Source organism: Bradyrhizobium sp. USDA 3256 (assembly GCF_054058275.1).
Genome location: NZ_JBSSAE010000002.1, coordinates 869,052 through 881,272, shown reverse-complemented (window position 1 = coordinate 881,272; position 12,221 = coordinate 869,052). Strand labels below are relative to the sequence as shown.

The following is a 12,221-nucleotide window of genomic DNA, read 5'->3' as shown; positions in this document are numbered from 1 at the left end:
TGTTCTCCGCTTCGTTCTCGCTTGATACAAGTCAGGGTCCCTTCCCTCTTCCGGCGTTACCCGGTGTCATAGGTAGTACGGACCCATCCGCCATCTGCCGCCGCCGACGCTGGCCCTCACGGGTTCGTCGTTGTCCGGACTCATCATCCTTCGTCGGCAGCAGACTTCCCTTGTTGCCCACTGTCCATGTCCCGCGCGTGCTGCCACCACTACTCCGGTGGGATCCTGGGGTGCTTTTCTCGCTCGCTTCCCCCCGGACGCCGGCCTTCCCCGTTAGAATGGCGGGTCGGCTCCCACGATGACGCTTTCGGAGCCTGCTCAGTGTTGACTCGCAAGTTGCGGCCCGCGCGGACCGATGACCCCCAGAAGGGGCCTTTTCTCAGAGTGCTTCAGGTCATTCGTCGCCTCCTGACCCGCTCCGAGTACTTCCGGCTGGAGCGAGAGTTTGCCGGCCTGGACTTTCACCAGGGAGAACAGTGCGCCTTGGCAAGGCACACACTCCAACATCGTCGAACGCGCCATCCGGCCACAAACAATCACGAGAAAGAATAGCCTCTTCGCGGGCAGCGACGGCGGCGGACGAACCTGGGCAACCATCGCAACGCTGCTGCAGACGGCGAAAATGAACAACGTCGATCCGTTCGCCTGGCTTGCCCTAACACTTCAGCGTATCGCCAACGGCTGGCCGAGCAGCGAAATCGACGCGCTTATGCCATGGAACCACGCCGCCTAACGGCCTCAGCTTGCCGCTTACCTACATTCTCACGCCGGAAGTGGAAGATACGGTGCGGAATGCAATTCGGCAGACGTCTGCTGGCAGCTATCTCGCCCTCGACGTGCGCACAACACGTCAGATCAATGACAAGGTACGGGAGGTGTCGGGCAACCTCGACCAGCAGCCGCACAAGCCGGTGCTGCTAACGTCGATGGATATACGTCGATATGTCCGTATGATCATCGAAGCCGAGTTTCACGGAATTCCAGTGCTCTCCTATCAGGAGCTTCCCCCGAGATTTCCGTACAGGCACTGGGAAGGATATCGTTGCTATGAGGAACGCGGAAAAAGAGCAGGATATTCTGACCGGTGTTCAGACCAAACTCGCCTTGCGCGTGCTATCGGGTCCCAACCGGGGTGCTGAGACATGACTAGACGCTGGAAGCCGACTTCGGCAGGAATGCCCACCTTGCGCCGCCGATCGCGGTCCTCAGTCCATTCCTTAGGAAGAGGCGGTAAGCGACAGGCAGGCTGGCGTGGTGGTTGGCAATCGACAGCGACACCGCCACCTGGCAATTATCCTGCTTGCCGAGTTGCCCGCAATATCGCCGTGCAACTCCAACCGAATGTCGGCCCTGCTTGGGAAATCCGGTGTCATCGATGATCCAGGCTTCGATGGGGCCCTGGCGTTCAATCGCCGGCAGGACCATCTCGCGTACCTTGCCCAGCACCTTCTCATCCGACCAGGAGCCGCTGCCGACGAAATGCAGCAGCGATTGATGCTGGGCCGCCATCCGCTCCGGAGCCGTCACCGCCGCCATCGGCTCCACGCTCTTGCGACCGCCACAGGCCATCAGGCCGACGCAATAGTCGCGCAGCGGCGCCTTCCGATCAGCATGACCGATGACACTGGCAAGCCCTTCCAAATACGCCTCAAATCGCTTCTCGCTCGTCTTCGTGCCACGCCCGCTCATGTCGGCCTCATCGGCTAATGGTCCATGCTGCAACCATCATTGATTCTGGCCGGCGGTTTTGTGACTCAGTCAGACTAAATCGAAAAGACAGAATACTTCGATCGGCACCCAGTTTTGCGCTGACTTAAGAAGACGCTCGGCGGCCGTTTGGCGCCTCGCGGGCGTCCTATGCCGGGTCTGCAATTCGAAATTTAACGACACCCTCGAGCGGGATCGTCCGCAGCCACCATCCACAGCACCGGAGTCATACGGAATGGCGTTTCTGAACCTTATCCGTTATTGACCTCATCAAATGGGCCAGGGTTTTCCTCTCCTCTCCTGGTGCTCGGTGCCAGCGCCGTCCGCATGTATTTTAAGCGGGCGGCGTTTGCCGTTTGTAGGCACGCTGCCAACGCCTGGCATGGCAGCGACTCGCGCTGTTTATGCCCACGTCCGGATACTCAATCATGCGAACCGCACCACCACCATTTCAAGGAGGGGGGCGAGCCCCAACCATGTGGCAGCATGAGCGGATAGCGTGTCCGATTCTCCGCCAGCAGTCCGACCTTCGGCTCACAAAATAGGAGTGGCTTATGACTCGCCGTATTACATGCATTGTCAAGCTGCCCACCCATCAAGACCGCCATCGGCGCATTCAAGCCGTCGGCGGCTCAGGGTGGCAACACCCGGAAGAGACAGCCATCGCAAACGTAAAACGCGATCCGGACGCTTATGAGGTCACTGAACAAGGGAAGATGGCCAAGGTGGTCGTCAAAACCCACGATGGTCGCGAGTACCTGAAGACCGAGAATGATCGTTTTCTTCCCGACAACCTTCTGAGCCTCGACGACTGCCTGCGACTAGAACGTTAGGACGGATCGCACACCTCAAATGCATCATGCGGCGCCGGGCACTGTCCGTAGTTGAACCCCGGTGCCTATGGCCCGACTAGACGAGCTGCTTCCCTGGGCATCGTGACACGCGCGTCTGAAAATAGACAAAGCCGGCTCAAGCGACGCGAACTGCGCGGCTCGAATTGCGGATTGCTGCCTGGCACGAAGAATGCAGAGCCTCAGCATGCCTAAGGCGCCCTCTCTTAGGCACGGCTACCATCGCAACTTGAAGCCGTGGATAGCCACTGAAGTTAGTGGCGCGTGACGTAGATGGTCGACGGCTGCTCGTGCGAAATATGGCGGGCGCTAGCGTCACGTCGCCACTGACTTCGAGCGAAGGCGCTTGATGCCCAGTCCAGCGTTTGGTTCGACGCGTCGGCAGAGATCAGGAAGGATCCTCGGCAGATGGAGAAAACGGTTAAAAGGCGAGCACTTTGTCTTGGCCTATTTTTAGCCTGCATGACTGAGTGGCGCGTTCTGTTCTTGGTGAACTGCAATATCCCAGGGCCCCAGTATTATACCGGTAACGGGGTCATCGCCTTCGAGAGACGCGAGGGACAAGATTGGGAGCGGCAATCCTTATTTGCCAAGCGTATCGCGACATTTCCCCCCGGCTCCTGGTTTGATCACATAGAGTCGAATGAACGAAACGTGCAAGAGAGTGCGAAGGCCTCGGCAAATTAACGCAGAGACCAACATCGCGACGCGGCTCATTGACGCCGGGCGTCTCGCAGCGATGGCACGCACGTGCGGCCTGAAGGCTGACGTCTCATACTGCGTTAATGAATCGCTCAAGGAGTCTTGGCGAACAACGTCTCCAGAAGAGGCAAGAAAGATCGCCGAGCGATGGATATTACGGGACGCGGAGAGAAGGCCATGGCCGCACATGCCCTCGATAAAAAACGTGGTTCCGTTCCATCGAGCCGGATCGGCACAGGCATCGACTATGAGCCAGCCGTTGACGCCGTTGCAAGCAATCCGGAAATGGTTCGAAAACAGGATGAAGAGATACGACGCGGGATTGCCGGCATGGCGGCGCTCTAGGCGATTGAAGGTAATGGCCTTCTCGACCTTGGCAGCCAAGAGTGCTGTGAGTATCTCCGTCAGTGGCTGAGCGGGACGAGACGGCCCGCACATACGATCATTGGCCACGCTTAGGTGTTCCGGGCCTGTTTCGAGTATTTTGCGAACAGCAGGTTCACCGAGTCGGGGCGGGCGGAGTCCGAAAAAGGCCATCCTTAAAGTTCTTGAAGAGGCCGATCGCGACCCGAACTCCGCAGCGGTGCGCCTAGTGCCAATTGCCCAAAAAATGCTTGATACCTTGCCCGGTCGAAAACGCGAATGGATCGAAGTGGGGAGGTCTTCGAGAGAGCTGGTTGGTGCAAGCCTCATACCCCGGGCACTCAGGGGTTGGAGCGGATAAAATAGGAGGAGTCATGATAGTCCTGAAGGCGTATATCGGATCAGACCACAACTATTCGCGCGCGTAAACATGGCGTTGCCAGCCACTCTCTCGGGTATGCGAAGCGGAATCCTCTTCTGGGATCGCGAATGATAACGGCGCTCACGTTAGTACCAGCCCACATAGAGGCAGAATGCGGTCCATCCTGCCATTGCCAAGATGGCCGTTATGTTGATCTGCTTTTGCGTCATGGTACTTTCGCGGTTGCGCCTTGGCCGAGCTGCGTTTGGTGGCGATTGACAAACACCAGCAGCTCAAGGGTTGTTATGCAAACTCCGCGCCGCCGAAGACGGCGTATCGCAGCAACCATCGGATTGAGGCGGGGCCGCGCAGCCATACCGTGGTTCGTTCAGGTGCTGTATCTAGGCACGCAGCACGGCGACATTGCTGCGACTGGGGCGCGCCACTGGTTCCGCAACAACGTCAAGATGATGGGGCCGACGCTCGTCGAGCTCGTGAAGCCGACTTCGAATCGGCAACATGAGAGCGTCCCGCCGCAACAGACAGCAATCGTGTGCTGATTACGCAACATGCGCCGTGCGGCGAGTTTCTCGAGAATCGGGCGCGGTGTCATGCCGTCCCGGCTCGCGCGATGTCAGCACGGATGAACTGCGATACGCGCGGCCACCTTAACTCAGGAACTGAACGACGATGGCAATGGGTACGATTAAGAAATGGATCCGCGATCGCGGCTTTGGCTTCATCGCGCCAGATGATGGCGGTGCAGACGTATTCCTCCATGCATCTGCGCTGCCGCTGGGCACGGTGCCTGAGGTGGGCGCGCGCGTCTCGTTCGAGGTCAAGCTCGACCCGCGATCGGGCCGGATGCGAGCGTGCGACGCGCGCATTGCTGAGTGACGAGTGACTCATGAGCGATCATAAGAGCGGCGTCTCGGTCGTGTCTGAACAACGGCGTCTCGCAGGTTCGCAGTACAATCATGCCGGATCTCGCGAGGCTCGAGAACAAGGAGGACCGCTCATTCAGCCTCACGTGTTCGAGAGAACCGCTCCAGCCGGTTCTATCAGCCGCATCCGACGTCAGTCTCGATGTAGAGCTTGTCGGTCTCGGTGCCGATCCAGAAGTTCGAGCCCATCTGGTCGCGGCCCCAAATGCCGCCCACCCCTTCCATCGCGTGCCGGGGCGTCCGACCGCCCAGCCAGGGCGTCGGCTTCTCCTTCAGATCACCCTCGATCATGTGCTCCATGGTGGCTTCATCGCAGAGCCGGTAGCGCAAACAGGCGCGCAGCATGTCCTGCAGCGCGCCAGCAAACCGGCCGCGCACAAACCCGTGGCGTTCGATGAGATGACGGGCCACGATGGTCTTCGGACCCGATATAGTCCTTGGTGCCGATAACGATCATTGGGTGTACACTCCTTCGAGCATCCGGTGTAAATCCGTACTTCTTTCTTTCGAGGCTGATCCGGTATCCCTTCCGGCATCCACGAACGAGTGGGGCGGAGAACCGCGATTTATCGGCTGGAAATTCGCAGTTTGATGTTATTCGGCGAGCGCCAGGCCCCCCTGCAACCGATCCAAGAACAGAAAGTCGCTTTGATCTTTTTGTATCTAGCCAAAGGCCGGGTCGCGCGTCACCCGCGGCCCCAACGCCACCGGAAGGACCCAAATACCTTCTCGGCGCAATACAGCGTCGGAGGATCGGACCGCGCGACTCGGAGTGTCCACCAAGATGCCTTCGTCCGCGCCGCATGCGAGCTGAACATCCCGGCGTGCACTGCTCTCAACATTCGTGCCGCGCGAAGCGTCCCCTATGAATGAGGACGCGAATACCAATCGGATACTTCGGTTGATCGTAAGGACGTGTGAGGCGGGCGCAACCAAAGTGTTGCTTCCCTCAGCGCAGCAAACACAAAATGATTATGCATTGAACTTGAGCGCACGGATCACGTTCACGCAAGACTGTCTTGTCGTCATCGCAGCGTGAGACGATTATGCCGCTTTAGATTGCGTTAGACGAATTGCTCCCCGCTACACTCATACAAGTGGGGCTGTTGTGACAAAAGCAGCAGCAGCAGCGCTCACCCATTTGATATCAGTGCGTCGTAGCGAAGCAATTGGCATGCCACGCTTTGCGAGCCGCGCGTCGAGAGCGAAACCAGTTTCTTCGCGACGCGACCGTGAAATCGCGGCCCGTTTGTGGCGGCTTGCCGCCGAACGTCTTAAATCCTACGCGCATGAACGCGACAACATGAACATTTTGCGCGTGACGGCGATCGGCCCAACTGCTTTCTCGTGGGGTGGTATGCGCTCCCACACGACGGAGTTGGATAAACACGAAGACCGAAAGCTGTCATCTATGCGGCGCATCACCCTCCTCAGAGCCAGTGGTTACAGTACTCCCACGGCTGAGCGCTCCAGAATCGAGATGTAGCGACGACGCCCTCGATATCGGGGGGCTTCTGCTCGTGTTGCATATTACCTGTGGTGGGTAAGAGGAAACATTTGTCGCGCGGGCGGTTGGTTGCTCTCGGGAAATTTATCGCGCTCTCCACTGGCCGATTTCAGATATGCGACATGGCAGCTAAAGCGCCATCCTGTCGCTCTCCAAGTAATCCCCTCTTCTTTGGCACGGTAAATGCACGTTTCCTGCAACGCGCACGACCTGAGGAGAAATCATCCTATGATCACGCACGGAAGCTCAAGCCTACTCGGCAGAACCAAGTCCAGATGAACCGGGAAGCCGCGCAATTCAACGAACAGCGTTATCAGCCATCGCAATGGTCTACGGCGATGGATTGAGGCTCGGCGAAAGCCGAACATTCCTCTTTGCAATGGAGAAGCCTAATGTCCAGAGTCACAGATGTTCTTGTTGCTTTTGATACGGAATCCATTCTTCAGAAGTACGCGAATCCGAGCAAAAAACCAGACAGCCCCACTCTCATTGAGCCCCGCCATGTCTACATGATCACCAATCAAGACAACGTGCTCCATGGACAAGCGGGCGGCGAGCTCGACCTGAAGGCCCAGGTTGGGGATTTGATTCGTTGGCGCGAGACCAGCCTCTCCCTTGGATTCGAGAAGTCAGTGATCTTCTATCGCTTCATCGGAAACGTAGGGAACGAGCTGATCTCGACGCCGACCCCGCGGAAGGCGGAGGCCTCGTTCGCGCATCCCAATCCTAGCAATCCGTCCGTGCCGACATGTCAGACAATTGCCAACTATTATTGGTCCTCGGAAACATTGGCTATTGGACGAGTTACCTACCATTTCAACTTCATGATCGTCGATCGCAATTGCAGCGCGCTGGGATACTTCTCGTGGGATCCGTTCATCAGCATCCATAATTGATTCGGATGATCACCAAGGCATCGAAGAAACCGCGCCGCGAGGCAACGGCCATGATCCCGCCCACCGTCTACTCCGAGGGTGGCATGAAATGGTAGGTTCAAAGCTTGCTGACGGACGCGTGCCGACCTCACCCGACTCCATGGCGGATCGACCTTATCGACCAGCTGTCGCTTTTTTCGTCGCTCTCGAGTAAGACCGATCCGCCGTCAGCCCCATCCAGTTCGGCCGGCCCCAAGCACTTGGAAGCTCCGGCGGTTGCCGAGCACTCCACGGTCGGGAGGAAGGGAAACAGCAATGGCCCAAAAAAGGTCCTCAACCAAGAGACAGCGCTCCGAGTCTCACGTTGCCGTTCTCATCATCGTCGACGCAGAGACACTGCTGTCACGGTATCCGAATATCAGTCTCTCGCCCGATGCGCCCGTACGCATCGACAGTGAGCATATCTACGTGCTGGCCACGCGCGATGGCGGGCCGCTCGGGACCAATGACGGCCATCTCGATCTGGCCGTCACGCCTGGCGTCCATCTGCGCATCCGTGGAAACGCGTTGGCCTTGAGAGGTGAGCATATCGTCGCGCTTTATGGGATCGCGCAGGAGCACGCTGGTGTCCTTTCCCCCTTTGAGTTTGTCCTGAGACAAGCCCTGACCGTCGCGACACCCAACTTCGAGAATTTATTGCAGCCGAGCAACCAAAACATCGACGATCATTTCTGGCAGAGTCAAGTGCTGGCCGATGGCGTGGCGCCTTGCGATCTGAACTTCATGGTCTTGAACAAGGCCTGCTCGGCGCTAGGATACTTCCGATGGCGTCTGCAGATCAACGTCGCGGGTCTCAGGGAGGTGCCGTAATCGGGCTGCTCCGGGCGCCGTCATTCAATCCCGAACTCGGCTGAGAGTTCTGTGAGGACTACTGGAATAGCCAGTTCTCGGAATGTCGCTCGGCCTGTTTAGCGATTGAAATTCTATCTATCGACGAGGGTTGGTACTGGCCACGTCGCATTGGGCCGGCCCCACTTCCTACGGTTCCTCGATCCGACCGTATGTTTCGACAATGTGTAGCGTCGTAAGGTGGTGGTCTTGCGTTCTCGCCTCCGCAATGTTGGCAAGCCGACGACCGGAGGGGAAGGTTAGGCGAGCGCTGATATTGAAGTGAGGGTATTTGCCTCGGATTCTTGGGTGCAATTCAGCGGCAACTGCTACATCGGACGCAGCAATGTGCCTGCCGCCCCAAACCTCTATGATCTTGTCTAAAGGGTATGATCGACCCAACATCCTCTTGGTTAGTATTTGTGCGTCCAGCCAATGATAGGCAATCCTCACACAGTCGTCGTGTCCATGTTCAACTCTTGCGTGTTGATAGTTGACACGCTTTTTAGCGCCCGCAATTTCGGCTGCTGAGAGCATGGTTAGCGCTTTCGACATCGAGAAGATGGCTCTGCTGACACGCTCGCGAGGTTAGTCTTCACGGCTGTCGGAAGTTACTACCAAGCTTGGTAGTTGCTAGTCGCACAAACGACGCTCATTTAGGTCTTTCAACCAATCCTCCACGCTGCCGTAATGCTCTCAGTGCTGAATGGTGATCCTGCCTTTCGGGCTCAAGACTGCACCCGGATTTGATAGGCGCTCGTCGCCACTCGCGGTTATTGGCGAAGGGGCCGAATTTGAAATGCAACGCCACCCGATTATCGGCTGTCGAACGATCTCAACATATTCCCCTACCTCGTTCTCAATAGCATGAATGTACCAAACCCTGGAAAAGCTGAGATGATCGGCGCTAATGCTTCGCTGTTCCGGTGGAAAGCGCCGATCACGGCTTCGGCGGAGCCGTCGATCAGATGAACATTCGAAAGCTCAGCGCCGTATTCATTCTTGCCTCCATAGCTGACATGAATGATGTGTCGCGGATTGATGTTCGTGATACTAGGGCCAGCACCCAATAAAATCATTGCCGGTTGAATAGCTTGCTGATTCCATTGCTGTACGATTCGGGGGCAACGTCGATGCGACGCAATCTATTCTGGCTGAACGACGATCAGTGGCGGCAGATCGAACCTACTTGCCGACAGACGTGCGCGGCAAAGAGCGCGTGGACGACCGCCGAGTGATTAGCGGCATCTTGCATGTGATCAAGAGCGGTTGTCGATGGAGCGATTGCCCGCCGGAATATGGTCCGCCGACGACGATCTACAAGCGCTTCGTGCGCGGGCCGAACGCGGCGTGTGGGAGCGGTTGTTCCGCGAACTTGCGGCGCGCGGTCGATCGAGCGCCACGCAGATAATCGACAGCACGCAAGTTACGGCGCACCGCTCGGCCTCGGGGGCAAAAAGGGGGAGCACAAGCAGGCTATTGGCCGCTCACGCGGCAGCCGAAACACGAAAATCCACGCAATCGCAGACGCACCCGCGCGCCTTTTGGCCCCCATCCGCGCAGTGGGGCCATGTTGGTCTTGATCCAGGTCTCGTCGATAAAGACCAGGCGTCGGGGATCGAGATTGGCCTGCCATGAACGCCAGCGCTGGCGTCTACGCGCGATGTCTGCGCGAGCTCGCTCGAGGGCGAGCAGCGTTTTTTTTGAACCGCAGCCCTTCGCGTCGCAGAAATAGCCAAACCGCATTGTGGGAGACCTTGATCCCGCGCGCGGCGAGTTCATCCTTTAGGTCGTGAAGCGTCAAATGCGGCGTCTGACTGATCCGTTCCTTGATGAAGGCGCGATGCGGCTCAAGTACGGGCTTCCGATGGCCACCCATCTTGCCGGGCGCTACCGTAGAACACGCGCCGCAAAATGAAGCCGCCCGACGACGTCACCGGGATCACCTTCTCCTCGAAGTCGGTCGTGCGGCCTTTCGGCAGTGGCGCCAGCGCCTCCTTCTCGAGCGCGATCCGCTTGACGAGGTTGGCGTTGCGCCGGCCGACAATCTCGTCGACAAAAGCCCGGTAGGCATCGAGACTGGCGAAGTCGCGCGTGCCCCGCAGCAGCAGCGCATCCTCCAGCGCTCGTTTAAGATGGCCGTGCGCACTCTCGATCGAGCCGTTCTCGTGTGCGATGCCCGCATTGTTGCGCGTTGATGTCATACCGTAGTGGCCCATCAGCGCGGCGTAGCGCTGCGTCTGATCCTCCCGCTCGTCGGCTGCCAGATTGCGGAACGACGCCGACAGACTGTCGCTACGATGCTCCCGCGGCACGCCGCCGAGCGGCCACGGAGCGTTCTGCAAGCCTTCCGCCAGGGCGACGAAGCTTTCGCCGCCGAGCACGACGTGGGCATGCTCGAAGCCGGAGAAACGCCAGCCCGAAGTGATAAAGCCGGTGATCGAGCGCCTCACCCGCGATGGCGACGCCGAGCGCACTCGTGTCGGTAAAATCGGACAGACCCAAACGGCCAGGCTCGTGCTCCTGGCGGAAGATCACGTCCTGTTCGGGGCCGTTGAGCACCCGCCAGGCATGGATGCGCCGCTCCAGCGTGCGTCGGATGTTCGCCTTGAGGTCGGGATGCCGTCGGCGCAGCTCGTCCAGCACGCCGATCACGCGGATGCCGGGCGCCGCCTTCAGGATCGGGATGATCTCGGCGTCCCAATAGGGCGCAAGCGGATCGGACCGTCGGCGGCCCCTCGGCGCCTTCTTCTGTGATGGCGGGCGCGAGTCGTCTTCTATGCGGTATGCACTCGCCTTAGAGAACCCTGCTTTGGCCGCGGCGGCCTCTCGATGCGCCCGTCATCAAGGTATAACGTCAGGCCGTCCCAATGACGCAGCGCATAACGCAAAGCCTTCGCCGTGTCGCTCTTGTGCGCAAGGTGATCAAGCGTTGCCTCAAACCACTGCTTCAAGGCTGCAGCCAGAGGCCGGGCATGTGCTTGTCGGCCCGCGCGACGCTCAGCAGCAGATCGGCCGCGGAGGGCTTTCTCGACCGCGTAGAGCTGGGCGATGCGCTCGAGGCCTCGCGGGCAACCGGAGCCGGCGCCAGCGAAGCCTCGCGTTCGATCTTCACAAACTGGCGCCGTAGATGCGACCAGCAGTACGCGAGCGTGCCGGACAGTGCGTCCGCACCCGTCTCTCGGGTCATGATCTTGTAAGCCTCATAGCCATCGCAATGGATGATGCCGCGGTAGCCCTCAAGCAGGCTCAAGCCATGGAGGGCCCCACGGCCCGGTGCATAGGCGTAGACCACGCCCGGTGGGTCAGGTCCGGCCCAAGACCTGTCATCGCGCGAGAGTGCCCAGAAGTAGCCGGTTTTGGTCCTGCTGCGCCCCGGATCCAACACCGGCGCCGGGGTCTCATCGACGGAAAGCTTCGCGGAGGCGAGCAAAATCTCGCGCAGACGGCGCCACAAGGGCTTCAATTCCTGGGCGGCATAGCCGACCCAGAAGGCGAGTGTGGAACGGTCGATGGCGATACCGTGCGTCGCCAGCATCTGCGCCTGGCGGTAAAGCGGCAAATGCCAATGATACTTGGCATCAATCACATGCGCGACCAGCCGCAATCCACCCCTGATCAGTCGCTCCGGCGCAGCGTGCTTGAGGACGACACCATGACAGGCGCGGCAGGCCAGTCTGGGCCGGCGGGTGACGATCACCCGGTACTGCACCGGAACGACGTCGAGCCTTTGGCTCTCATCGCGGCCAATCTCAACGAGATCGCCTTTGCAGGACGGGCAGCAGGTTGCAGTCGGCATCAGCGTTTCGACGATGCATGGCAAAATGCTCCGGCAGCTGACCACGATTGGCCCTGCGCTCGGCAGCTCTCTCCTCGCGTGTTTTGGGATCGACGCGACCATCGGTTGCTTCGAGAGCGGCGACGGCCTGATCGATATCCTCCAGAACAAGCTGGAGCTGATCAGCGTCTAGTGTCCTGAACCAGAAGTTCGCAACATCGGGTGGTGTTTTGCCGGGGCATTGT

At 59.0% G+C, this 12,221-nt stretch carries 10 protein-coding genes and 5 pseudogenes; 10 read left to right on the top strand and 5 right to left on the bottom strand.

Annotated features, from left to right (window positions below; genetic code table 11):
• Positions 1–499: 499 nt before the first annotated feature.
• Positions 500–733 (top strand): annotated as a pseudogene (locus tag ACVWY5_RS05825) (transposase domain-containing protein); the annotation flags it as partial.
• A 10-nt stretch (positions 734–743) separates the two neighbouring features.
• Positions 744–1,139, top strand: coding sequence for an FHIPEP family type III secretion protein (locus tag ACVWY5_RS05820; RefSeq protein ID WP_456671651.1), 396 nt, complete (start codon positions 744–746; stop codon positions 1,137–1,139).
• A gap of 17 nt (positions 1,140–1,156) precedes the next feature.
• Here the strand turns inward: ACVWY5_RS05820 and ACVWY5_RS05815 are convergent.
• Positions 1,157–1,689, bottom strand: a pseudogene (locus ACVWY5_RS05815) (IS701 family transposase); the annotation flags it as partial.
• Positions 1,690–2,261: 572 nt separating this feature from the next.
• Here ACVWY5_RS05815 and ACVWY5_RS05810 point away from each other — a divergent pair.
• The 3 genes from ACVWY5_RS05810 (at position 2,262) to ACVWY5_RS05800 (ending at position 4,881) form a co-directional block, all read left to right on the top strand.
• Complete coding sequence (locus ACVWY5_RS05810) at positions 2,262–2,540, top strand: DUF3892 domain-containing protein (protein ID WP_028337829.1); 279 nt, start codon at positions 2,262–2,264, stop codon at positions 2,538–2,540.
• An 822-nt stretch (positions 2,541–3,362) separates the two neighbouring features.
• Complete coding sequence (locus tag ACVWY5_RS05805; RefSeq protein ID WP_456671650.1) at positions 3,363–3,605, top strand: hypothetical protein; 243 nt, start codon at positions 3,363–3,365, stop codon at positions 3,603–3,605.
• A gap of 1,069 nt (positions 3,606–4,674) precedes the next feature.
• Positions 4,675–4,881 (top strand): cold-shock protein, encoded by a 207-nt coding sequence (locus tag ACVWY5_RS05800; protein ID WP_028337826.1) that lies wholly within the window; start codon positions 4,675–4,677, stop codon positions 4,879–4,881.
• Between the two features lie 164 nt (positions 4,882–5,045).
• Here ACVWY5_RS05800 and ACVWY5_RS05795 read toward each other — a convergent pair whose 3' ends face one another.
• Positions 5,046–5,339 carry a hypothetical protein gene (locus ACVWY5_RS05795; protein ID WP_051376393.1) on the bottom strand — a complete coding sequence of 98 codons (294 nt, stop codon included), beginning with the start codon at positions 5,337–5,339 and terminating at the stop codon, positions 5,046–5,048.
• A gap of 697 nt (positions 5,340–6,036) precedes the next feature.
• Between ACVWY5_RS05795 and ACVWY5_RS05790 the strand changes: the two genes are divergently transcribed.
• From ACVWY5_RS05790 to ACVWY5_RS05775, 4 genes and pseudogenes are all read left to right on the top strand, one after another.
• Positions 6,037–6,414 carry a hypothetical protein gene (locus ACVWY5_RS05790; protein ID WP_321177168.1) on the top strand — a complete coding sequence of 126 codons (378 nt, stop codon included), beginning with the start codon at positions 6,037–6,039 and terminating at the stop codon, positions 6,412–6,414.
• Between the two features lie 413 nt (positions 6,415–6,827).
• Positions 6,828–7,331, top strand: a complete 504-nt coding sequence (locus ACVWY5_RS05785) for an inclusion body family protein (RefSeq protein WP_028337824.1) — start codon at positions 6,828–6,830, stop codon at positions 7,329–7,331.
• A gap of 294 nt (positions 7,332–7,625) precedes the next feature.
• Positions 7,626–8,180 carry an AidA/PixA family protein gene (locus ACVWY5_RS05780; protein ID WP_051376392.1) on the top strand — a complete coding sequence of 185 codons (555 nt, stop codon included), beginning with the start codon at positions 7,626–7,628 and terminating at the stop codon, positions 8,178–8,180.
• A gap of 1,151 nt (positions 8,181–9,331) precedes the next feature.
• Positions 9,332–9,748: pseudogene (locus ACVWY5_RS05775) on the top strand (IS5 family transposase); the annotation flags it as partial.
• Here the strand turns inward: ACVWY5_RS05775 and ACVWY5_RS05770 are convergent.
• A pseudogene (locus tag ACVWY5_RS05770) lies at positions 9,696–10,104 on the bottom strand (IS630 family transposase); the annotation flags it as partial. The pseudogenes ACVWY5_RS05775 and ACVWY5_RS05770 sit on opposite strands and share 53 nt — an antisense overlap.
• Positions 10,049–10,582 carry a hypothetical protein gene (locus ACVWY5_RS05765; protein ID WP_321177167.1) on the bottom strand — a complete coding sequence of 178 codons (534 nt, stop codon included), beginning with the start codon at positions 10,580–10,582 and terminating at the stop codon, positions 10,049–10,051. The pseudogene ACVWY5_RS05770 and the gene ACVWY5_RS05765, both read right to left, overlap by 56 nt.
• A 52-nt stretch (positions 10,583–10,634) precedes the next feature.
• Between ACVWY5_RS05765 and ACVWY5_RS05760 the strand changes: the two genes are divergently transcribed.
• Positions 10,635–10,955 (top strand): hypothetical protein, encoded by a 321-nt coding sequence (locus ACVWY5_RS05760; RefSeq protein ID WP_321177166.1) that lies wholly within the window; start codon positions 10,635–10,637, stop codon positions 10,953–10,955.
• A gap of 32 nt (positions 10,956–10,987) precedes the next feature.
• Here the strand turns inward: ACVWY5_RS05760 and tnpC are convergent.
• Positions 10,988–12,169: pseudogene (gene tnpC, locus ACVWY5_RS05755) on the bottom strand (IS66 family transposase); the annotation flags it as partial.
• Positions 12,170–12,221 lie beyond the last annotated feature (52 nt).

Coding starts and splice junctions, on each gene's coding strand:
- ACVWY5_RS05785 (WP_028337824.1), top strand. CDS start 6,828: ATGTCCAGAGTCACAGATGTTCTTGTTGCTTTTGATACGGAATCCATT.
- ACVWY5_RS05780 (WP_051376392.1), top strand. CDS start 7,626: ATGGCCCAAAAAAGGTCCTCAACCAAGAGACAGCGCTCCGAGTCTCAC.
- ACVWY5_RS05810 (WP_028337829.1), top strand. CDS start 2,262: ATGACTCGCCGTATTACATGCATTGTCAAGCTGCCCACCCATCAAGAC.
- ACVWY5_RS05800 (WP_028337826.1), top strand. CDS start 4,675: ATGGCAATGGGTACGATTAAGAAATGGATCCGCGATCGCGGCTTTGGC.